Genomic DNA, 21,737 nt, shown 5'->3' on the forward strand with positions numbered 1-21,737 from the left:
GTTAACAATTGCAACACGTTGGCAACCGACAAACCGCGTGGTCTGAGGGAAGGTAAGTAAATAATTCCGACCGGAATCGGCGTGTAGCGGCTTTGTTCGTCATTGGTATCAAAAATTAACTTGATCCTGTCAAAAGGCTGCCATACAACAGTTCAGCTACTTCCTCGCTATCCCGGGAATTGAAGTGAATAAGTTACTGTCCGAACGAGCCTTGTTTGCGTTTACGCTGATTTCATTCGCTCTGCCGCTGATGTTGTCAGGTTCTGGGTGCGGCCGTCAGGGAGGAGTTGTGGGCGAGACCGACGAATACAGTTACGAGGAGGTCGCCGCTCAGATTCGTGCTGAAGACGAAGCCTCCGAAGCCGAAAGGGAGCTCCGGGACCAATGAATCAATCATCCAATCGCCGTTACCGTTTGGGATTCACACTCGTCGAACTGTTGGTCGTGATCGCGATCATCGGCGTTTTAGTTGGGCTTCTTTTGCCCGCCGTTCAAGCCGCCCGGGAGGCGGCCCGTCGGATGAGTTGTGGCAACAATGTCAAGCAACTCGGTTTGGCGTTACACAACTACCATTCCGCGTTCGGCCAAATGCCGATGCATGGTACCGGCCCCACCAATGAAACGAGCCGTTCAACATCGGCCGCTGAGAAAAGTGACGGCACCGGATTCACCCGGTTGGAATTGTCTTACCTCGTCGGACTGTTGCCGTTCTTCGAACAACAGGCTCTCTGGGAGCAAGTCAGTAACCCGATGGTCGAATCCGATGGCGACCTGTGGCCTGCATTCGGCCCGCGACCTTTGGTGCTCGAGTATCCGCCTTGGTTGACAGAGATTCCTACACTGCGTTGTCCGAGTGATCCCGGAGTCGGGTTGCCGGCACTCGGCCGTACCAATTATGCGGCGTGTACAGGCGATGGATTCTATGATGCCGAAAACGGGGCGACCGTTTGGACGGGTTCCTCCACTAACGGACGATGGCTCTACAACTCGGATCAACAAGCCATGGAACGCACGCGGTGCGGGATGCGTGGTGCGTTCGTTCCGCGACTGTCGATGCGGTTCCGTGATTTGACCGATGGGTTGTCAAACACCATCGCAATCGGCGAAATCATGACGGGACTCAATGACGAAGACATTCGTAGCGTCGGCACGAGTGCCCCGTCGAAAAAGTCGGGCAGCAAATCGGCCGCTCAATCGGTTGCCGATAATCCGAACCAATGCGAAGACCTGGGGTTCGTTGATTTCTCGCGTCCCTCGTTTTGGGACTCGAGCGTCGTGACAACTTACTCAGCCGTTTCGCAACGTGGCTTCCGTTGGGCAGCGTTTCATACGCTGCAATCACAGTTCAACACGATCCTTTCTCCGAACTCGACGATCTGTTTGGTTGGCGGTGCTGATACCTATGGGGTCGCACCTCCGAGCAGTCGTCATATCGGTGGCGTCCATGTCTTGATGGGAGATGGTGCGGTGAAATTCATCACGGATTCCATCGATGCCGGTGATCCGAATGTGCCTTGCGTGTACTGCGATATGCTGTCCGGCGGTGCCAACAGCACGACCGTCGCGGGATCGCGTAGCCCGTACGGTCTCTGGGGAGCGTTAGGCACACGGGCATCGCGAGAAGTGATTGACGCTGAATTCTAAATTCTTGAGCAGCGTGACATGTGTCTGCATCGCCCGATCCGAGGCGGTCGCGGAATCTCTTAATCGATCCGTGCGAGAATCGGTTCTCTCGAATCGATAGGTTTGCACTCAGTGGCAGCGAAACCGGGCGTGAACCGGTTGGTTGGTAGACGCGCCAGGGAGCGAAAGACGTCGGGGGCCGAGTCGGTTGTGTTACCGCCGGTAAAATTCGGAGGTACAGTTACCCCGACTGCGCCCCGAGGACTAAAATGACAGGCTGCGCACCTGCTCTCCCCTCCTTCTTTTCCCGCCTTCGGATATCCCCATCCCATGATGACGCGAATCTCACGATTCAGTGTCGTTGCGACGTTGTTTGCAACCTTCGGCACATCCAGTTTCTTGTTGGCAATCGAGCCCGTTGCCTCCGAGTCTTCAGTGACAAATCGTTCTGACGCGGCGGCGTCTGTTTATCCGATTGAACCAAACCAGAGGATCGCCGCGGTTGGTAATTCGTTAGCCGAACGCATGAATCTGTTCGGAAATTTTGAGACGCGACTTCACCTGCGAAATCTTGCCGAGAAGGTTCGCTTTCGCAATTTCGGATGGCCTGCCGACGAAGTGAACATTCGCCAGCGACCGAGCAGCTATACGAATATTGACGATCCGCTGCTGGTCTATTCGCCGAATCTCTACCTTTGTTTTTACGGTTTCAATGAGTCGTTTGGCGGAGACGATCCCGCGACCGTGGATGCTTTTGTGGCGAACTATCGGGCCTGGATTTCGGAACTCGGTTCTACTTATACCGCCGAAGGCGATGCCGCGAGATTCGTGCTCGTGAGTCCGACGGCGTTTGAGTCGTCGGGTAATCCGCTTCACCCGGATGCAAAACAACGCAATGCGAGTTTGCAGGTCTACCGTGACGCGATCGAAAAACTCGCCCAAGAAGACGGACACCGATTCGTCGACCTGTTCACGCCGACCGTGGGGCCGTTTTCAAAATCCAGTGGATTGCAGTACACGATCAACGGCGTGCACCTCAACGAGGCGGGGGATCGGTTGTTTGCCAAAACGCTCGACGAGTCGTTGTTCGGTGATGAACAGTCGGTTCTCGAGGTAGATCCGCGATACGAAACGGTTCGCCATTGGGTGAACGATAAATCGTGGCTGCATCAGCAAGACTATCGGATGCTCAACGGTTGGTATGTCTACGGAGGTCGTCGCACTTGGGACACCGAAACGTTTCCAACGGAGTACCGGAAAATTCGAGCGATGGTCGATGTGCGCGACCAATACATCTGGGATCTCGCTGCGGGCCGGCCTGTGGCTGATGAACCGGATGATTCGAATACCGGCAGCGTGGTCGTCCCTGAGACCATGTTCGGAACACGCGACGAGAGGTTTCGCGAGATGCGCGAACCGGATGAACTCGTCTATCCGACGCCCGAAGAGTCGATTGAAATGATGAAGGTTCCCGAGGACTTTCGTGTCGAGTTGTTCGCATCCGAAAGAGAGTTTCCTGAACTCGCCAACCCTAACCAGATCGCATTTGATGCCAAGGGTCGGCTGTGGGTATCGTGCATGCCGAATTATCCGCAGTGGCAACCGGGCGCCAAACGTCCGGACGATCGCTTGTTGATTCTCGAGGATACCGATGGCGATGGACGTGCCGATAAGTCGACGACCTTCTACGACAAACTGATTTGCCCGACCGGGTTTGAGTTTTTCGATGGCGGTGTTCTCGTTGTTGATGAACCTCGGATTCTGTTCCTCAAGGACACCGATGGCGATGACCGGGCCGACGAAGTGGTTCAGCTCGTCGACGGGATTGCGACCGACGACACGCACCACGCGATGGGAGCGTGGGAGTATTCGCATGGCGGTCTGCTGTACATGCTCGAAGGAATTTCTCTTTCAACCACCTTGGAAACTCCATGGGGGGCGTTCCGCAATCGGAATCGCGGTGGCGCCTACGTTTACGACCCGTTAAAGATGCAGTTTCGCCACTTCGTAACACCGGGTTACGGCAACCCGTGGTGTTTGGTGTTTGACGAGTGGGGCAACGCGATGATCGGTGATGGCACCAACGCGAAACAACACTGGGCGTCGCCGCTCTCGGGAAAGGAAGTTGAGACCCGCAAAACGTTGCAACCCGTCTTCGACAACGAGGGCATGCGTCCGGCGGTGGGCAATGAGTTCTTGCTGTCACGGCACCTGCCCGAATCCATGCAGGGGCAGTTTATTTACGCCTGTGTGATCAACATGCATGGGATGCCGCGATTTAGCCTGCGTGACGAAGAAGGCACGGCAGGCATGACGGGCGAACGGATCGATGATTTGTTGTCGTCTACTGACATGATGTTCCGCCCTGTCGATCCAAAGATCGGCCCCGATGGCGCGATCTGGTTCGGTGATTGGTGCAACGCCTTGATCGGTCACATGCAGTATTCGCAGCGTGATCCGAATCGAGATCATTCCCACGGGCGCGTCTTCCGAATGGTTTACACGAAGAAACCGTTGCTCGACGTCATCGATTTAGGAACGCAAACGGTTGCGGAGTTGCTCGATCTGCTGCTAGTTCCCGAGTTGCGAACACGCTACCGAGTCCGTCGCGAAATCCGAGAACGATCCAAAGAGGATGTTTTTGCCGCGGTGCGAGAATGGATCGACGATACCGATGATCCACTGCGACTGTGTGAGGCGATGTGGATTCAGGAGAGTTTTCGGGGCGTGGATCCCGGCTTGATCGAACGCATCATGCGGTCCGATGGATTCCATGCTCGTGCCGCTGCAGTGCATGTTGTTTCCAATGAACTAGATCGAATCGGCAACGCGCAGCAGATCTTGACTGCGGCGGTGTCGGATCCTCATCCGCGGGTGCGACTTGAAGCAGTTCGTGGATTGAGTTTCTTCGGTAATGAAGATGCGATGGTGGCGGCGTTGTCGGTGACCGAATCTCCGATGGATTATTGGATCGAGTACACGCTCGAGCATACGCTTCACGCGTTCGAGCCGATTTGGTCGGGACGGACTCAGGACGATGATTTTTTGACCTCCGCGTCGGAATCGCAGAAGGCCTATTTCGGCCGGTATCTGAAGATGACCGGGCCAGGGGCCGCCGCGGTTGTGCCGTTGGAAATTGCCGATGATGGAGATGCCGATCCGGCAAAACGGGAAGCCGCAATCCGTGAACTCGCCCGAGTTGGCGGGGGGGATGACAAGCGGGGTGAAGGCGTGTTCAAACAAGTGTGTTCGGCGTGTCATCAAGTCGGCGATCTTGGTAAACCGTTTGGTCCTAATTTGTCTGATATCGGTTCGCGTTTCGACGCGGAAAAGATCATTCGTTCGATTCTGATGCCTAACGATGAAATCTCAAAAGGCTACGAGACGGTGTTGCTGCTCGACTATGACGGGATCGCCCACACCGGTTTTATCTTGAAAGAGGACGACGAAAGTATCACGCTCGGAATCGCCAACGGAAAAGAAGAGACGTTGCTGAAAGACGATATCGAATTGCGAAAAGAGATGAATGCGAGTTCGATGCCCGAGGGGCTTATTAAGACGATCGCACCAATCGAATTTCTCGATTTGTTGACTTATCTGCGTGAGCAAAAAGATGTTCGGCGTGTGACGCAGAGGGGCAGCAGTCGTCGGCAACAATGGGTGCGAGCGGAGTATCGCGAGGCGCCTCCTTTACGAACCTACGGCGGAACCACCGAAATCTCGCAAGACGCGTGGTTGATGTTGGGACGCCATTTCCGCGATTCGAATTGGAACGACGAGGCACACCTGTTTCTTTCACCGATCGCACGAACGCAAATGGATTTTGCGTTTCATTCCGATCACGACGTTTCGCGTCCCTATGTGACGATCCGGTTGTCCGACGTGAAGGAGATTGATCACATGTGGATCCGCAATCGTCTCGGCGGACAGTTCGACACGCGTGCCGATGGGCTTACCGTCTGGGTGAGCGATGATAATGAAGAGTACAGGAGGGTGTGGACTGCGAGGCAGGCTGAATCGGAATGGATGATTGATTTCCCCGAGGGAACCCGCGCCCGCTACATTCGTATCGGGTTGGCAGGTGAAGGAACATTCCATCTTCACCAAGCAGTCGTTTACGGAGCTCCCTAGGGACGGTTGATTTTCATGCAGGCCACGAATGAAGGTGCATTATCGAGCACACGGATACCGGTGCTCTTTTCACCCACCGTGGACTTCCTTGCCTTTGGCGGCAGCGCGCTTCTCGCGTTGGCGATGTTGCCGTTGGGGGCTGCGCTCGGTGTGTTGCACGCGGACTCTCCTCGTTGGACATGGTTGGCCGCGATCCTTCTGATTGACGTGGCGCATGTCTACGCGACGGGATTTCGCGTTTACTTTGATTGGAGTGAACTGCGCCGTCGTCCGTGGCTCTATGGGCTCACGCCGGCGTTGGCCTTCTTGATTGGGGCTGCCATCTACAGTGAAAGCGTCGCGGTGTTTTGGAGTTTGCTCGCTTATCTCGCGGTGTTTCATTTCATCCGCCAACAATACGGTTGGGTCGCGTTGTACCGCGCCCGCGAAGGTGATCATGATCGCGGCGGATGGTGGATCGATGCCTCCGCGATCTATCTCGCCACGGTGTATCCGCTCGTCTACTGGCACACCAATCTTCCGAGGCAATTTAACTGGTTCGCGGAAGGAGATTTTTTGACGTTGCCGCCGATCTTTGAAACGGTCTTAGAACCGGTCTATTGGACGGCATTGGCGGCCTACGCGATGCGGTCTGGTTATCGAGGTTTACGCCGCGGTGAGTGGAATCCTGGTAAAGATCTGGTCGTCGTAACGACCGCAATCTGTTGGTACGTGGGGATCATCTCACTTAATTCCGACTACGCATTTACTGTCACCAACGTGATCATTCATGGGGTTCCCTACATGGTGTTGATCTACTGGTATCGATGGCATCGCCCGACGGTTTCGTCTCACCCGGAATCGTTGACTGTTTCCGATGAAGTCGCGTCGGTGTCTCGCTGGAAAACAACGGCCGGTCGGTTGTCGCTGTTCTTGGGCGCGATCTGGTTTTTGGCGTATGCGGAAGAGTTAATGTGGGATTGCGGTTTGTGGCATCAACAGGAGTGGTTGTTCGGTTGGGCGGCGTTGAGGAGTGAGCAACCCGGCGGAACCGTGGCAGAAGGATTCGCGAGCACGAATGTTTGGTTGGCACCGTTGCTCGCCGTTCCACAAATCACACATTACGTCCTCGACGGTTTCATTTGGCGTCGTTCGGCACGTCGGGAAGCAGACCGATCATTGTCGACTTAATTGCTGGGGCTAATCAGGAATACGTCGTACTTCCAAACGTAATGCATGCTGAGGATCACGATCACGTTCCAGCCGATGAAGAAGAATTGGCAGAAACGAAGCGGGTATCGTCGTGGACCAAGAAGTGCATCAAATAGAAAAAACGCTGCACCGGCCGCTAAGAACCAGGCGACCCACTGATAGCGAAATGAGGTCGCCGCAATGATCGATTCAAGAACCAGCATCGCGACCAACAAGAGTTTCGAGCCTCGGACGCCAATTTGGATAGCGGTGGAGTGTCGCCCTTGCAATTTGTCTTCATCGACATCCATCAATTGTCCAAACAGATGACTGTGCATGGCAAACAGGGCACCGAACAAGAGTGCCGCGAGTCCGATTTGAGGCACGCCGCAAAGCCAACTTGATAAAACGAGCACCAACAGGTAGCCGCCCTGGTTCAGCAGGTCCAATCCAGGACGCGATTTGAAATTCAGGTTGTTGTACGTGTAGTTGGCTAATCCTACCGCTATGAACCAGAGCAGTAAGATCGGTCCGCCGATCCAGACAAATGCGATCGCGAAGGGGATTTGCGAAACGGCAATGATCCACGGCAATCGATGTCGCAATTCCGCGTCTGGACGTGCGCCAAACAACCATGAGTCTTTGCGTGGGTTGGCCGCATCGGTCACCGCGTCACCGAGATCGTTCCATCCATAAATGAGCAGACCGAGTGGGAAGCAAACGTAAACGCATCCCAACCAAAACGCGGGCGATCCGAACAAATTTCGGCCCGCGAACGGCAGGACGAAAAACCACAATTGTGTCGGCCAAAAACCAGGACGTGCGACTTTGATGATTGAAAGCAGGTCCAAAGGAGTTGCCCGTGGGGTTTGGGGGCGGTGCAGCAGATTCGAGCAACGTTTCAGGGAGCCGAGGGCAACCGGCGGACGAGCCTCAGGGGCGATTTTTTGCTGGCATGATGCTCTAGGCGGCTTTGCCACTTGCGCGGCTTGGCTACCGACTCGGCTTCGTGGGTATTCATGGCTTTGCGATCCCGACGGGGTCATGCTAGCAGGTCGATGACCGATTGATGCAGTCGTTCGTTGGTGCCAACGCCGTCGCCACCTCGAACCGTTTGTGTCCCTTTCCAGTCTGTAAATTGACCGCCCGACTCCAACAAGATCGGCAGAATCGCGGCGACATCCCATGCGTTGCAAATGGGGTCAACCATCACATCGGCGCGTCCGGTTGCCACCATCATGTACCCGTAGCCATCGCCCCATGTGCGGGCGAGGAAGCAAGCGTTTTCGAGCTTCTTGTACGCCTCGGCGTCACCGCGTTTGGCGAACGATCCGACCTCGCTGGTGACAAAGACCGCGTCGGAGAGTTTGTCGCGTTGTGAAACCTTGGCGGGCGTCCATTCGATTTTGTCACTGGAGCCGGCCGTTGGAGACAACAGTCCGTCCGCGTAGTAGGCACCGTGTCCGATCGCGCCGACAATGGCTTGTCCGAGTGCGGGAATCAGAATCATTCCGCCGAGCGGTTGGCCGTTGTGTTCGATTGCCAAGAGAGTGGAATAGAGCGGAACGCCGCAAATGAAGGACTTTGTCCCGTCGATCGGATCGACGGTCCAGCGGTATTCGTTTTCGCCGGTTTGTTCGGCGAATTCTTCTCCGGCGATCGTGTCACTGGGGAATCGCTCGGCGAGCAGTTTCCGAGTCAGCAACTCGGCTTCACGATCGGCAATCGTTACCGGCGAGTCATCGCCCTTGCGAATGACTTCGAGTGACCGGTTTTGAAAATGTTCGAGGGTTTTCGCTCCTGCGGCGAGCCCCACTTCGATCATTGCGGTGAGGCGTCCGTCGTGATGGGTACGCCATTCGTTGAACAATTGTTGTTGAGACTGCATGGAACGAAAATTAACTAAGGAGAGTTGATGTTAGAAACGTCGCTCGAGCACCGGTTCGTTGCCGATGTGGTACCGGTTGACTGCGATCGCAAGCAGCATTCCGGCGGCAAACCCGCCCGCATGTGCCCACCATGCGACTCCATCGACCGCGCCGTTGGTGAGTGAGCCGAGGCCACTGAAAACTTGCATCGCAAACCAGATTCCCAAAAAGACCGGGGCTGGTACGACGATCGTCGTAAAGATAATGATCAAAGGCAATATCGTCAGCACGCGTGCATGTGGATACAAAAACGCGTAGGCGCCCATGACTCCCGCAATCGCACCACTGGCCCCGATCGTGGGAACGGGACTCGATGACTGTGTGATGTAGTGCGATAGCCCGGCAAGGATCCCCGTGCCGAGATACAAGGCTGCGAATCCGACGTGCCCGATGCGGTCTTCCACGTTATCGCCAAATATATACAGAAACCACATATTGCCAATGAAGTGCATCCAGCCTCCGTGTAAGAACATACACGTGATCAGCGTTACCCACGGAGGCACCGGTGAGGGGCCGAGTTCTTGGCGAACGTTGACAACCTCGATGCCTCGTGGCGTTTGTACCTGGCGTTGTGTTTCGATGACCGGGACAGCATCCGGATCGCTCAATCGTAATGGCACCATCGCGAATGCGGAGATGATGCCTTCACCATGATCCGGTGCGGTTTGTTGGGCCATGAACGCGAGTGAGCACAACGCGATCACGATGTAATTGACGACCGGTGTGCGGCGGCTAGGAATATCGTCGCGAAGCGGAATCATGCTGGTTTGTCGTTAGCGATCCAAGAAGTGCCGCGACGCGGTGTTGCCCGGGGCGAGTCCCTGGCGACTTCGATTATCGCGTCGGAGACGGTAGTCTATCCGATCATAGGAAGTTTACGAACGCCCGTTCCTAACCGTCACGAAGGCAACTGAGCAACCGCCATGTCTGAACCGAATCCCGAAAACGAATGGACCCGACAGCTCGACGAGGCCACCGGAACGAACCAATTGCTGCCGATTCTCCAGGATCTCGCTTCGCAGGAGGATGTCCGGGGGATTGCCCGAAGGTGCCTCGAACTGCTCGCTCACAAGGAATCCGAAATTCGAGTTTGGGCGGCCGAAGCGTTGGAATCGGCGGCAAGACCTGACGCGGTCGAAACGGAGGAATTGACGCAGTGGCTCGCGGGGCTGCTCGATCAGCAAGCCGCGGTGACAAAGAAACCGTTTGTTTGGCCGGGCGCCGAAAAGCCCGCAGAGCCGGCAAAGAAACCGGAGGACGATTTGGCGATTTCACTGCTCGCCGATCAGCTCTATTGGACCGCGACGATGTTGGGGCGAATCGGGCCTGATGCTGCGTCTGCGGTGTCCGTTCTGGCTCGTTTGGAAAAGCTCAGTGAGGACGTCAACGCCAAGCCTTTTCATGACGCTGCGGCGAGGGCGAAGGTCATGCGCACACGGTGCACGGCGTAACGCCCAGTAGCCTTAAATCTAGGTAGCCTGAAATCCCGGTAGCTTGAAATCGTTGTTAACCAAAGATTCTCGTTAGCTCAAAATCCCCGTCAGCCCAAAATCGCCGACGTGCGCTCGTTGCAGTTCGCGTTTCGACGTCGGCCCCATTGAACGCGGGCGACGAAGTACAGCCCCACCGCGAGCAGTGTCCCCGCCGAGTCGGCAAGAAAGTCTTGCACGTCGGGACTGCGGCCTCGGACCAGCGATTGGGTCAGTTCGTCCAGTACCGCGTAGACGATGCAGGTCAACGCGATCCAGCCGAACCGCCGCCAGAGACGCGACGAATTGGTGCAATAGCACAGTAGCGTCGCCAGCAAGAAAAACGCCGTGAAATGCATCACTTTGTCGTTCATGCGTGGAACCGCAGCGGGAATCTTGGGAAGATGTGTGCCGGTGAAGATGATGCACCAATACACCGCCAGCGACAAAATTCCCAGCCGAACCCCGAACAGTCGAATTCCCGAAACAGGTTGCATCTATCATGCTCTCTTGAAAACGTTGACTCACACCGAGGTCTGTATCGTGAATTTCAATCGCCCCAATCAATCCATTTCGGCGAACAAGCAAAAATCAATGGTTCGCCCCCCACACCTGTTTGCCGCTCTCGCGAGGGGATGGCTGGCTGTGGCAGTTTGCGTAGTCTCCGCTGATTTGGCGTTTTGCCAAGGTGCCGACACGGATTCTTCATCTGGGACGGTGGTCAAAGCCGAAAACCGCGAAGTATCGGCTCGTTTCACGCCGATGCGAGGTCAGTGGAAACCGGCGTCTTTTGGTGGCGACGGACCGGTCTCCATTAAAAAAACGGAGTCCGGGGACGAACTGATTGAAATGCTCGCCGGTGATCCCATCACAGGGATTCTCTGGGAAGGAGATTTTCCGAAAGAGAACTATGAGATTCGTTTGGAAGCGCGGCGAGTCGAAGGGTTCGATTTTTTCGCCGCCGTGACGTTTCCGGTGGCGGACGAACACTGCTCCTTCGTGCTCGGTGGTTGGGGCGGAGGCATGGTCGGGATCAGCAGCATTGATGGCAACGATGCCTCCAGCAACGAGACCACGCAGTACAAAGAGTTTGAAACAAACCGTTGGTACAAAATTCGTGTCCGCGTCGATGAAATGGCCGTGACATGCTGGCTCGACGATGTCGAATACGCTGTCGTTCCACGTGGTGAACACGAGCTGAGCATTCGGATCGAAATGGATCCCTGTTTGCCGTTGGGCATCGCGAACTTCATGACCCACAGCGAACTGAGAAAGATTGAGATGCGGAAACTAAACGTCGAGTCGGGCTCCACCGATCCCGCCGCTGTTAAAGTTGAGTCGAAAACGGAGCAGGCGAACTAAATGTCGAATTTTGATTTCATTAGCGGTGCGCAACACGGTTCCGACTCGGCCGACGGCGAAGGCATGTTCGATCAAGATTTAATTGATTTCGACATGCACTGGATGGGGCGCGCGATCGAACTCGCACAGGCTGCAGCGATCGATGATGAAGTGCCCGTCGGTGCGGTGATTGTTCGCGAGGGCAAGATGATTGCCGGAGCGGCAAACCAACGCGAGGCGCTGCACGACCCGACTGCTCATGCCGAAATGATTGCGATCACGCAGGCCGCTGCCGCGATCGAAGATTGGCGACTTGAGCAGGCGACACTCTACGTGACATTGGAACCCTGTCTCATGTGTGCTGGTGCGATTCTGCAGGCCCGAGTCCCTCGTGTCGTTTTCGGCGCCGTTGATCCCAAGGCCGGTGCCGTTGTCAGTATGTATCAAGTGCTCAAGGACACACGGCTGAATCATCAATGTGAAGTGACGACGGGCGTGATGGCGGACCGTTGTGGCAGGATGTTGACTGAATTTTTCGCATCTAAACGGGCTATGGGGAAAAAGTAATGTTGGGTGGTGTGCGAAGCCGAAAACACTCCATAGGTTTTTTCGTAGCGTGGTAGCTTCAATCTGCCGATAGGGAATTCATGACTCGCGCCTGTCCATAGAATTCTTGCAAATTGATCGACCCATGGCAGCAACGGCTTTTGAATCACCGCAATCGAATCTGCCGCTGCGTTGCTCTAGTCTGGCTTCGCTGAGATTGGTTGATAGCCCGCCGGAGAAAGATTTTGACAACCTGACGCGTTTGGTTCAGGAAGTGATAGGCGTCCCGGTGGCCCTGGTTTCGATCGTCGAAAAACAGAACGATCGTCAGTATTTCAAGAGCCAGCAAGGATTACCGGAACCTTGGGCGACCACGCGGCAGACCCCCTTGTCGCACTCGTTTTGCCAGCATGTGACGCGGTGTGACGAGATGCTGTTGATCAACAACGCGTTGGAAGATGAGTTAGTAAGCGACAATTTAGCCGTCCGCGATCTCGGCGTGATGGCGTACCTCGGGTTACCAATTTATTCACCTGAGCGAATTTGCATTGGTGCACTCTGCGCTATCGATGTGCGACCACGAGTATGGTCCGAAACCGACGTTCGAGTCATGAGTTCGATCGCTGAGTGTGTTTCCGAGGCGATCCTGTTGCGAGCGGCGTTTCAAACCGCTGCGGAATTGCATGAGGAACAAAAGGCGTTTACCTATGCATTGTCGCATGACCTGAAAGCACCGGTCGTGTCTCTCAAAACGTTGCTCGAGGAATTGCGTTCGGAATGCTCTGGTGCCGGTGAAGACGCCGAGATTCAATTGTTGAGTCTCAGCCTGAATTTGGTGAACCGCATGCAATCGCAAATCGGCGGTCTCTCTGAATTTCACTGCCTCGCGGGAGCGAAGTATCCGCTCGAGACGGTGGACCTGGAACGGGTTGTGTTCGGCGCTTTAGTGAGTCTGAAAGAGCCCATTCACGAATGCCGAGCGGAAGTGGCCGTTGGTTCACTTCCGCATATCGAAGGCATCGAACCGCTGCTGACGTCACTGTTTCAAAATTTGTTCGAGAATGCAATCAAATATCGACGCAAGGACGGCCGGCCGAGCGTCCGAGTGGAATCTGCGATGACAGACGGTTATGTTGAAGTGAGAGTGATCGACAACGGGATCGGAATTCCTGTCGAATCACGCGAGAACGTTTTTAAAATGTTCGAGCGGTTGCACTCTCGAGTCGACTACGAAGGATCGGGTTTGGGTTTGGCGATCTGCAAACGTATCGTGGATATTCACGGTGGCGAGATCGAAATCCAGGCGGCGCCCGGACAAGGCACCGAGGTCATCAAACGGTTGCGAGGTACAGGGAATTGATATTGCCGGCGGACAAAATCCGGATCATGTTCATTGATGACGATCCCGTTGATCAAACCTTGTATCAGCGAATGTGTGATCGGTCGGACGAAGTCGAATCGGCGGTGTATTATTCCTATGCGGACGAAGCGCTGGAACAGTTGACGGCGCATCCTGAGAGTCGGCCCGATTTGATCTTTCTCGACATGCGAATTCCGCGGATGTCCGGTTTGGAATTCTTGCAACAGATTGACGCATTGGGAGCGGACACGACCACGAAGATGAATGTGATCATCGCGACGACGTCGATTCATCCCGACGATAAAGAAGCGGCGACTGCGTTTTCATTCGTGCGTGACTTTGTAACTAAGCCGATTTCGAATGATCAATTGCAGCAAATTATTGATGACTTACGTAGCGTCTAACTCAGTTTCTTAACCATCTTTTGATGTTTGAGCGTGATTCGCTCGAAAATGTCACCGACGGGTTGGTAACCCAGTTTCTCGTAGAATGGCACGCAGGTCTGACGCGCGTCGAGTTGAACCTCGGAGAAACCTTGTTCGCGAATCTTTTCTTCGCAGTGTTTGATCAATTCGGTGCCCTTGCCCGATCGTTGTTGATCAGTTCGGACGGCCATCTGGCGAAACTGCACGACGCCGGACGATTGTGGTTGTGCGACGAGCGTCGCGACGAGTTCATCGTTCTCAAGAACGCCGAAGTGCATTTGGGCGTGCTCACCATCAAGTTCTTCGGGCGTTAACTTAAGTCCCAGAGGCCCGCGAAGCACCTCGTGTCGGAGTTCAAGTTCCGATTGGTATTCCGGAGAACACCATTCAATTTCGATGATTTTCATAGGGGTATTTCGCCTGAAAGTCGTTTTCCCTCCGTCAAATTACTTCGTAATGTACCACAGTCTGGTCGCGTCGACTCCACGGGCGAAACACGCTCGGTGGTCTTTTTTGGGGAGGGAACTATCCTGTGTCAGATCACCTCCCGATGTGAACAAAAAACACCCTTTTTCACCCTGAAGATATTGATCCATGCAAGTCCTCAAGGCGGTCATCACTGCTGCGGCGCCGAATCAAAACACTCTCCCACTGCAACGGTTGGTTGATCGCAACGGCGAAGAAAAAACGGCGTTGCAGCTCATCGTGGAAGAGACGCTGTCCGCGGGCGTCGAGGAAATCGGAGTCGTCATCCAGCCGGGTGATGAAGAGAACTATCGACAAGCCGCCGGCAGCAGCATCGGTGCGTTGCGTTTCTTGCATCAAGATCATCCACGTGGTTACGCCGACGCGTTGTTGCGAGCAGAGTCGTTCTGCGGCGATGACCCGTTCTTGCATCTGGTAGGGGATCACTTGTATCTGTCGGCATCGCAGACCAGTTGTGCCTCACAGCTCGTCGCGATGGCGTGTCAACACGAGTGTTCGGTCTCGGCCGTGCAGTCGACTCGGGAGCACCGATTGCCCTATTTTGGGATCGTCGGCGGGAACAGTATTCCACGCCACGAAGGGCTTTATGACGTTCGCAGTGTGGTCGAAAAGCCGACGCCGACGTTGGCCGAGCAAGAGCTAATCACGCCCGGACTCCGCAGCGGTCATTACCTCGGTTACTTCGGGATGCATGTATTGACGCCTGCGGTGATCGAATGCCTGCATGAAGTCATGAACGATCCGAGCCATGAACGGCCTTCGTTGTCGGACGCGGCGGCGAAGTTGGTCTCTCGGGGTAAGTATCTCGCCTATCAACTCCACGGCGAACGATACAACATTGGGTATCAATACGGTGTCTTGATCGCTCAGCTAGCAATCGGATTGTCGGGGCGTGATCGCGACTATCTGCTGACCGAATTGGTTGAACTGCTCGCCAAACGGGCCGAAGGGAATCCCATCGCCACCGCCGAACAATCAACGTCCTCCGAAGGAGTAGACCGATGACGATTGCGATGCAAACCGACCCGTTCATCGACACAATCTTGGCTGAGGACGGTGACGTTCGTGATCGATCTCTCGAATCGTTGTGCGAGGATCAATCACTCGAACGTTTAATGGAGCATGCCGCGGCGCTCGATCGCTTTCGTCGTGACGAAGACAATTTGTATCGTCGCGTTCGCGCTCTGTTTTTTCTCTCGTCCTTGTATCGGTATCACGTGCCCGCACGGTTTGATGGGCTGGGGACGGGGAGCATTCCCTTCGACGGGTACGAACACTTACTCGGTCGCCGTTTCCAAGAAGCGATCGATGCGTTTTTGAAAGCTCAATCGCAACAAGGTCCTTCCGATGCGCTGGCCAGTGCGCTGGCGCAGGCTTACCACGAACTCGGTTTTCAAACGCTCGCCGATCAGGTTCGTCACAGCGTCCGCACGGTGCGAGGAAACCAGTGGATGTTTCGGCTGGGGCATGTCGCCGAGCATCCGTTGCGTCTGCGTCGTGAACTCGATGTACTCGGCAACGTCGATGGGGTTCAGCCGGTGCTGCGTGAGACGACGGCGGTACGGATGGACGTCTCGCACAGCGCATGGAGCGATATCTTTTTCCTCGGAATGGATTTTCCGCAAGGTGCCCGCGTGGTTAATGTTTCGGTGGACCTCGGTGTGCGCGGACGTGACGACTGCGTTCGTCCACCCATTGAAACGTATTTGCGAGTCATCGATCGCCCCGTCTTCCGCCTCGTCAGTGTTGATCTGGGGGCGTCGACGGAGGTGACCACTGTCGCGGAGATGTTTGACTTTGCACGCGACTATTTGGGGTTGCTCAAGGCCGCGGTCATCGCCTCGGGAGTTGTGCCACCAGGCCTCGAAGGTTGTGGTTCATCGATGGCCTCGTTGCTCGAACGGGTCGTCGGTCGCGGTCGTGGGCTAGAGCTCGTCAGTAAGATTAATGACATTCCGAAAGGCTCTCGATTAGCCGTTTCGACCAATTTGCTCGGGTCGTTGATCAGCAATTTGATGCGGGCGACCGGCCAAATTCGAACGCTCGAAGGCCCGCTTACAGAGTCGGATCGACGACTCGTGGCCGCGCGTGCGATTCTCGGCGAGTGGATCGGCGGCAGCGGTGGTGGGTGGCAGGACTCCGGCGGCGTTTGGCCTGGAATCAAGCTGATTTGTGGTCAAGAGGCGGGACCGGATGATCCGGAATTTGGCGTCAGTCGCGGACGTTTGATGCCTAATCACACTGTTCTGGAACAGGATCGGGTCAGTGACGAGGCACGCAAGAAATTGCAGGATTCGCTCGTTCTCGTTCACGGCGGAATGGCGCAGAACGTCGGGCCGATTTTGGAAATGGTTACCGAGCATTACCTCGTTCGTGGCGACGCACAATGGACGGCGCGAAAAGAGGCGATGAAGATTTATGACGACGTGGTTGAGGCACTTTGTGATGGCGATATCGCGCGCCTCGGAGAACTTACCACCCGTAATTTCGAAGGCCCTTTGCAAACCATTATCCCATGGGCAACCAATCGTTTCACCGACACGATGATTGAGAGTTGTCGCAGTCAATTTGGTAAGCAGTTCTGGGGTTTCTGGATGCTCGGTGGGATGTCGGGCGGCGGTATGGGATTCATCTTTGACCCCGCGGTCAAACAGGCCGCTCAGGATTGGCTGAGCGTTGAGTTGGTGCGTGTGAAACGGTCGCTCGAGACCGCATTGCCGTTCGCGATGGACCCGGTCGTCTATGACTTCGCGATCAACGACAACGGAACTTCGGCGGAACTACTGCGAGATGAAAATGCGGGACTGCCACAGAAGTACTACGCCCTGATGTTGCCGCAGTGGCTTCGCACTCCCCTGCGAGATCTTTCGCCACAAACCCGTGGGGAACTCTCACGGATCTCGTCACGCTGTTCGGAATCGGGATCCTCGGGGCTCGATGCGTCGGAGTTGCTGCGGAGCGTGTTGCCTACCGCGAAAGTCAATGTCGGGAGCGATTCTGGATCGGAGAATGAACCGGTAGAAGACTCGTCATTGAAAGAAATTCTGCATCGCAACGGATTCGATCGTAGCCAGCATGAACAGATTCGTGAAAGCATGCGATCAGGCCGTTTCGGTTTGGCGGCGAATCGCTTGGCTCGTGATTTGAAGATCGCCGACGTCGAATCGCGACACGTTACTGATACTCGAGAGGGAATCGACGAAAAGATGGTGCGGATGGGGGCCGAGGCAATCGCCGCAGGGCAAGTCGGGGTCGTGACGCTGGCTGCGGGGGTTGGGAGTCGTTGGACACAGGGTGCGGGCGTTTGCAAAGCGTTGCATCCGTTTCATCGCTTCGCGGGACGTCACCGCAGCTTTCTCGAAATCCATTTGGCAAAGAACCGGGCGACATCGCGTCGGTATGGCGGGGTGATTCCGCACGTCGTCACCACGAGTTGGATGACGGATGGGGCTATTCGGACGGCTCTCAAGGAAAATGAGAACTACGGTCACGATGGTCCGCTGCACATCTCGAGTGGACGAAGTGTCGGATTGCGAATGGTGCCGATGGTGCGTGATTTGCAATTCTTGTGGGAGGAGACACCACAGCAAGTGCTCGATCAACAACAACAGAAGATGCGAGAGAGTGCGCGATCGGCGATCGCCAATTGGGCTCGTTCGATGGGAGAAGGCAGTGACTATACCGACAACGTGCCTGCCCAATGTGTTCATCCGGTTGGGCATTGGTATGAAGTTCCCAATCTGTTTCGTGGTGGAGTGTTATCACGGTTAATTCGTGAACAACCCGCGCTGAAGTATCTGATGCTGCATAACATCGATACATTGGGGGCGAACGTGGATCCTGGACTCTTGGGGTTGCACATCGACTCCGGTGCAACGTTGAGTTATGAGGTGATCCCGCGGCGGCTAGAGGATCGTGGAGGCGGATTGGCGTTGGTGTCGGGGCGGCCTCGCTTGGTCGAAGGACTGGCGATGCCGGACGATCGTATCGAATTCGGATTGCGGTTCTATAATTCGATGACGACGTGGATCGATATTGATGCCTTGTTGGGGGCGTTCGGGTTGGACCGGAAATCGCTCGACGACGCCGTGACGGTCGATAAGGCGGTTCGAGAAATGGCGGCGAGGTTGCCGACCTACATCACGTTGAAAGAGGTGAAGAAACGTTGGGGGCATGCTCAAGAAGACGTGTTCCCGGTCGCGCAGTTCGAAAAACTGTGGGGCGATATGACGACGTTGTCAGATGTCGATAGCCGGTTCATTGTCACGCCAATGCGACGAGGGCAGCAGTTGAAAGAACCTTCTCAACTCGATGCGTGGAACCGCGACGGCGGTTCGGACTACGTCGATTCACTATGTGATTGGCGGTAGCTGCTCAGTCGGCGGATCGATCCTGATCGTGCTGGCGTGGCGATGGCTCGAGCATTTCCATTTTTGTCGTAGTTGCCGTCGCCAGACGGTGTCCACCCTTTGGCGCACGTAGCTGCGTTCGCAAACCGACGTCGTCGTTTGAAATGCTCGATGTGGGAAAACTCACTCGCCGTAGCGGATGTCTCCGCGACGGAGTCGGGTTTCCCATTTCTTGATGTCGCTGCGGCGGGAGTTGGCGTTCTCCTGATCGGCACGGTATCCGAGTGTATCACCGACGATCATTCGCAGGTTTTCGATCGTTAGCACTCGCACAGCCATGGAGGATGAATCGAGAAATTCAACGAGTTTTTCATCTCCACCCATTTCGAGTTCCTCGGGAGAGAATCCGACTAGCAGTTTGTAAAGTTTCTGACTGTCGGCGAGTTCGGCTCGCTCGATCGCAACTCGAATCGCTTCGGCGGTTTGCGCGTCCGAGGCGATTTGTTGACGGAGCATGTTGAAGTGCTCTTCCCAGTACAACCGTTGACGCGGTCGGTTAAGGATACCGTCGGCTCCGAAGTAGACGTCGGCGCGTCCAAGCAACAATAGAGTTTCCGCGGCCAGGGCGGGGACTTCGACGCGGCGAAAGGCCATCGCTTCACGCAGCGACTTTTCAATCGGTTCGTCTTTGCTGATGAATTCCATCAAACCTTCCCGAGCCGATTCGACGAGTACATCTCGTTTCGCGGGCGCGTCGATCCATCCAGGGAGGCGGTCTACGGTTGTCAACATTGCGGGTTGTACGCCGGTGCCTTGGATCTGTTGTCCGGTTTCGAGCGTAACGGGTTCGTCGGTCGAAACAACCTTGTTGTCTACCATCACGCTGGACTTCAGCATGGCTTTGCCTTGAACAGCGATCACTCGATAGACGGGCAGTCGATTGTTCGGAAGCAACGGATTCGTGCCGAGTCGGCGCAGGTGGGTGAGTTCGACTGCCAAAACCGTTTGTGCCTCGGGCATTGCGATCTGAATTTGACGAGGGCCGGCCAGCAATGTGGCCGTGACATCCGGTTGGGTTGACGCCAGCAATAAGCGTCCGTCGATCAGATGCGTTACCGATCCGACTCCGCGGTCTTGTCCCAGCCTCAAACGTGTCGGTCCGGCGAGTGTCCACTCCAAACCGGTTTGATTGACCAGGATTGGGCGAAACAGAGCGGGAGCGACGACGGTTTGACCAACCTTGATCGCTGAAGTGGTGGAGGTATTGGTCGGCTTCTTCGGCTTAGTGGCTTCTGGTTCATCCGTCTCCGCGGGTGGAACGATGAGCCGTGACCAACTGTCACCGTCACGGACGATCACGAGTGAATTGGGCTGCGACAGTTCAGCGACGATCGTGTTCGAGTCCGTTGCGACCGGTTGTTCGACTACCTCACTGGCATCATCAGGATCGCTGTTTGGCATGTCTTCGGAGGGAACGGTAGCGGCCGATTCCGGTTCACCTGAATCGATGGCAGTGTCGTCGGTGCCCATCTCGGCTGACTCCGGTGCAGAGTCTGGTGTTTCGTTGGAGGTGGAAGACGCGTCACTCGGTCCAGAGGCGTCGACACTGGCATCACCAGGCATGGATTCAGGATCCGAGTCCGGTGCGGCGGCGGCCGAGGTGGTGTCGGAGTTGTCCGAGCTCGGTGTGGCGCCGGTGGGCGTGTCCGTCGCGGGGGGCTTAGGTGGAGGTGTGTTTTCCGCTGGTATGGGCGTTGTTGTTTTGGAGTCCGCTGTTTCGCTCGGCGTGGTCGTTGAGTCGACTGGTGCAGGTGGCGTTTCTGAGGCGGTGTCGTCGATTGAGTTGGGGGCGGGAGTGATCACCGGTTCGGCAACGGGGGCGGTGTCTTCCATCGCGACGGCGCCGATTTCTCGGAGGTTTTGTTTGGTGAGGGGCGCGAAGATTTGTCCGAGGACATACAGAACGACGCCCGTCAATGCGAGCGTGACTAGCCAAGGCGTGATCCGCGATGGACGAATTCCACCACCATAGCCGTCCGTTCGTTCGAGCATCGCTCGCGTCGTGCCGGCAACGATTTCTGCTTCACTGCGACCCGTGTCATCATCGAGATCGGGTTGGTTTCGGATTCTTGCCGAGGCGTTTGAGACTCCCGAATCATCAGGGCCGACAGGGCGAATCGCGGTCGCAGCTGCGGAGGACCAATCGGGAGTCGAACGGTCCGGAGCGCCGGGCAACGCGGATGTGGTCGCGGAGGCACTTACGCCAAGATCGTTTTCTTCGTCTTTGGAATCGTCCGGGATCTCGACCGATGAGTACGCGGCGGCAGATGATTGAGGCGTGTGCGCGTCAGCGGCGGGTTTCGTCTGCTGTTCCATCAAGCGAAGTTCATCGCTCAGCGGTAAGTCGTAGATCCGATTTCTCAATCGTTCGCTAACTCGTGCAGGTTGCCCTAAAACGACGGTCAGAATCTGATGACATGCAGCGGCCTCCGATAACGAGGTGTCCGACTCCAGACACAGGCGTTCAATTTCGGCGATCTGTTCTTGTGACAACGTGCTGTCGAGGTACTCGCTCATGACGTTGGCGTTTTCGAGTGGCCCGATCGCGTCGGGCGAAAGCGCGCCGATTTCTCGACGATCGACCGAATTGCGGATACGTGCGATCAACGATGTCGCGATACCACTCTCTTCGATTTTGGCCTTCAGGACTTCGGTGTCCTCCTCCTCGAGCATGTCGTCGAGGTAGGCCAAGAGAGTGCGAAGTGTCAAACGCATGAGTCTTCTCGTTCAAATATCCAGGGTGTGGTCACTGCGGAAAACCGAAGTGAGGCAGGAGCGTACCGAGCCGAAAGACCGGAAAGTCGGCTGCCATTCATTCAGTATTAGTGACCTGCCAGACGTTGATCCGT

Annotated in this window: 17 protein-coding genes; 11 read left to right on the forward strand and 6 right to left on the reverse strand. The window is 55.7% G+C overall.

Annotated features, from left to right (window positions below):
• Nucleotides 1-184: 184 nt before the first annotated feature.
• The 4 genes from FHS27_RS01245 to FHS27_RS01260 all read left to right on the forward strand — a co-directional run bounded on the left by FHS27_RS01245 (nt 185) and on the right by FHS27_RS01260 (nt 6,924).
• Nucleotides 185-388, forward strand: a complete 204-nt coding sequence (locus FHS27_RS01245; protein WP_009101309.1) for a hypothetical protein — start codon at nt 185-187, stop codon at nt 386-388.
• Complete coding sequence (locus FHS27_RS01250; protein WP_009101307.1) at nt 385-1,644, forward strand: DUF1559 domain-containing protein; 1,260 nt, start codon at nt 385-387, stop codon at nt 1,642-1,644. The genes FHS27_RS01245 and FHS27_RS01250 overlap by 4 nt, the downstream gene beginning before the upstream one ends.
• A 309-nt stretch (nt 1,645-1,953) precedes the next feature.
• On the forward strand, nt 1,954-5,754 hold the full coding sequence (locus FHS27_RS01255; protein ID WP_184300612.1) for a PVC-type heme-binding CxxCH protein: 3,801 nt from the start codon (nt 1,954-1,956) through the stop codon (nt 5,752-5,754).
• 15 nt (nt 5,755-5,769) lie between these two features.
• On the forward strand, nt 5,770-6,924 hold the full coding sequence (locus tag FHS27_RS01260) for a hypothetical protein (protein WP_184300614.1): 1,155 nt from the start codon (nt 5,770-5,772) through the stop codon (nt 6,922-6,924).
• On the opposite strand, the gene FHS27_RS01265 is transcribed toward FHS27_RS01260, so the two are convergent.
• The 3 genes from FHS27_RS01265 to FHS27_RS01275 all read right to left on the reverse strand — a co-directional run bounded on the left by FHS27_RS01265 (nt 6,921) and on the right by FHS27_RS01275 (nt 9,613).
• Nucleotides 6,921-7,775 (reverse strand): UbiA family prenyltransferase, encoded by an 855-nt coding sequence (locus FHS27_RS01265; protein WP_184300616.1) that lies wholly within the window; start codon nt 7,773-7,775, stop codon nt 6,921-6,923. The genes FHS27_RS01260 and FHS27_RS01265 overlap by 4 nt on opposite strands.
• A 191-nt stretch (nt 7,776-7,966) precedes the next feature.
• Complete coding sequence (locus tag FHS27_RS01270) at nt 7,967-8,812, reverse strand: inositol monophosphatase family protein (RefSeq protein WP_184300618.1); 846 nt, start codon at nt 8,810-8,812, stop codon at nt 7,967-7,969.
• Nucleotides 8,813-8,842: 30 nt separating this feature from the next.
• Nucleotides 8,843-9,613: a rhomboid family intramembrane serine protease gene (locus FHS27_RS01275; protein ID WP_184300620.1), complete on the reverse strand. Its 771-nt coding sequence runs from the start codon at nt 9,611-9,613 to the stop codon at nt 8,843-8,845.
• A 162-nt stretch (nt 9,614-9,775) separates the two neighbouring features.
• On the opposite strand from FHS27_RS01275, the gene FHS27_RS01280 reads away from it, so the two are divergent.
• A complete protein-coding gene (locus FHS27_RS01280; protein ID WP_184300622.1) occupies nt 9,776-10,303 on the forward strand; it encodes a hypothetical protein in 528 nt (175 codons plus the stop codon).
• A gap of 89 nt (nt 10,304-10,392) precedes the next feature.
• Here FHS27_RS01280 and FHS27_RS01285 read toward each other — a convergent pair whose 3' ends face one another.
• Entirely contained in the window at nt 10,393-10,818 is a 426-nt protein-coding gene (locus FHS27_RS01285; protein WP_184300624.1) for a VanZ family protein, read from the reverse strand.
• A gap of 97 nt (nt 10,819-10,915) precedes the next feature.
• Here FHS27_RS01285 and FHS27_RS01290 point away from each other — a divergent pair, with 97 nt between their 5' ends.
• The 4 genes from FHS27_RS01290 (at nt 10,916) to FHS27_RS01305 (ending at nt 13,972) form a co-directional block, all read left to right on the forward strand.
• Nucleotides 10,916-11,683, forward strand: a complete 768-nt coding sequence (locus FHS27_RS01290) for a hypothetical protein (protein ID WP_184300626.1) — start codon at nt 10,916-10,918, stop codon at nt 11,681-11,683.
• 63 nt (nt 11,684-11,746) lie between these two features.
• Nucleotides 11,747-12,229 carry a tRNA adenosine(34) deaminase TadA gene (tadA, locus tag FHS27_RS01295; protein WP_184301192.1) on the forward strand — a complete coding sequence of 161 codons (483 nt, stop codon included), beginning with the start codon at nt 11,747-11,749 and terminating at the stop codon, nt 12,227-12,229.
• Between the two features lie 124 nt (nt 12,230-12,353).
• Nucleotides 12,354-13,568 carry a GAF domain-containing sensor histidine kinase gene (locus FHS27_RS01300; protein WP_184300628.1) on the forward strand — a complete coding sequence of 405 codons (1,215 nt, stop codon included), beginning with the start codon at nt 12,354-12,356 and terminating at the stop codon, nt 13,566-13,568.
• Between the two features lie 26 nt (nt 13,569-13,594).
• On the forward strand, nt 13,595-13,972 hold the full coding sequence (locus FHS27_RS01305; RefSeq protein WP_184300631.1) for a response regulator: 378 nt from the start codon (nt 13,595-13,597) through the stop codon (nt 13,970-13,972).
• Here the strand turns inward: FHS27_RS01305 and FHS27_RS01310 are convergent.
• Complete coding sequence (locus FHS27_RS01310) at nt 13,969-14,400, reverse strand: GNAT family N-acetyltransferase (RefSeq protein ID WP_184300633.1); 432 nt, start codon at nt 14,398-14,400, stop codon at nt 13,969-13,971. The two genes, FHS27_RS01305 and FHS27_RS01310, sit on opposite strands and share 4 nt — an antisense overlap.
• 187 nt (nt 14,401-14,587) lie before the next feature.
• Here FHS27_RS01310 and FHS27_RS01315 point away from each other — a divergent pair, with 187 nt between their 5' ends.
• Together FHS27_RS01315 and FHS27_RS01320 are read left to right on the forward strand one after the other, a co-directional pair.
• Nucleotides 14,588-15,484 (forward strand): sugar phosphate nucleotidyltransferase, encoded by an 897-nt coding sequence (locus tag FHS27_RS01315; protein ID WP_184300636.1) that lies wholly within the window; start codon nt 14,588-14,590, stop codon nt 15,482-15,484.
• Entirely contained in the window at nt 15,481-18,849 is a 3,369-nt protein-coding gene (locus tag FHS27_RS01320; protein ID WP_184300639.1) for a UTP--glucose-1-phosphate uridylyltransferase, read from the forward strand. The genes FHS27_RS01315 and FHS27_RS01320 overlap by 4 nt, the downstream gene beginning before the upstream one ends.
• A 162-nt stretch (nt 18,850-19,011) precedes the next feature.
• Here FHS27_RS01320 and FHS27_RS01325 read toward each other — a convergent pair whose 3' ends face one another.
• A complete protein-coding gene (locus FHS27_RS01325) occupies nt 19,012-21,603 on the reverse strand; it encodes a hypothetical protein (protein WP_184300642.1) in 2,592 nt (863 codons plus the stop codon).
• Nucleotides 21,604-21,737 lie beyond the last annotated feature (134 nt).

It is taken from the genome of Aporhodopirellula rubra, assembly GCF_014192335.1.
Lineage (GTDB): Bacteria > Planctomycetota > Planctomycetia > Pirellulales > Pirellulaceae > Rhodopirellula > Rhodopirellula rubra.

What these genes read in the sequence shown, in the direction of transcription:
- FHS27_RS01250 (WP_009101307.1), top strand. Translation starts at nt 385, where the DNA reads ATGAATCAATCATCCAATCGCCGTTACCGTTTGGGATTCACACTCGTC.
- FHS27_RS01255 (WP_184300612.1), top strand. Translation starts at nt 1,954, where the DNA reads ATGATGACGCGAATCTCACGATTCAGTGTCGTTGCGACGTTGTTTGCA.
- FHS27_RS01260 (WP_184300614.1), top strand. Translation starts at nt 5,770, where the DNA reads ATGCAGGCCACGAATGAAGGTGCATTATCGAGCACACGGATACCGGTG.
- FHS27_RS01270 (WP_184300618.1), bottom strand. Translation starts at nt 8,812, where the DNA reads ATGCAGTCTCAACAACAATTGTTCAACGAATGGCGTACCCATCACGAC.
- FHS27_RS01275 (WP_184300620.1), bottom strand. Translation starts at nt 9,613, where the DNA reads ATGATTCCGCTTCGCGACGATATTCCTAGCCGCCGCACACCGGTCGTC.
- FHS27_RS01280 (WP_184300622.1), top strand. Translation starts at nt 9,776, where the DNA reads ATGTCTGAACCGAATCCCGAAAACGAATGGACCCGACAGCTCGACGAG.
- FHS27_RS01285 (WP_184300624.1), bottom strand. Translation starts at nt 10,818, where the DNA reads ATGCAACCTGTTTCGGGAATTCGACTGTTCGGGGTTCGGCTGGGAATT.
- FHS27_RS01290 (WP_184300626.1), top strand. Translation starts at nt 10,916, where the DNA reads ATGGTTCGCCCCCCACACCTGTTTGCCGCTCTCGCGAGGGGATGGCTG.
- tadA (WP_184301192.1), top strand. Translation starts at nt 11,747, where the DNA reads ATGTTCGATCAAGATTTAATTGATTTCGACATGCACTGGATGGGGCGC.
- FHS27_RS01300 (WP_184300628.1), top strand. Translation starts at nt 12,354, where the DNA reads ATGGCAGCAACGGCTTTTGAATCACCGCAATCGAATCTGCCGCTGCGT.
- FHS27_RS01305 (WP_184300631.1), top strand. Translation starts at nt 13,595, where the DNA reads ATGTTCATTGATGACGATCCCGTTGATCAAACCTTGTATCAGCGAATG.
- FHS27_RS01310 (WP_184300633.1), bottom strand. Translation starts at nt 14,400, where the DNA reads ATGAAAATCATCGAAATTGAATGGTGTTCTCCGGAATACCAATCGGAA.
- FHS27_RS01315 (WP_184300636.1), top strand. Translation starts at nt 14,588, where the DNA reads ATGCAAGTCCTCAAGGCGGTCATCACTGCTGCGGCGCCGAATCAAAAC.
- FHS27_RS01320 (WP_184300639.1), top strand. Translation starts at nt 15,481, where the DNA reads ATGACGATTGCGATGCAAACCGACCCGTTCATCGACACAATCTTGGCT.
- FHS27_RS01325 (WP_184300642.1), bottom strand. Translation starts at nt 21,603, where the DNA reads ATGCGTTTGACACTTCGCACTCTCTTGGCCTACCTCGACGACATGCTC.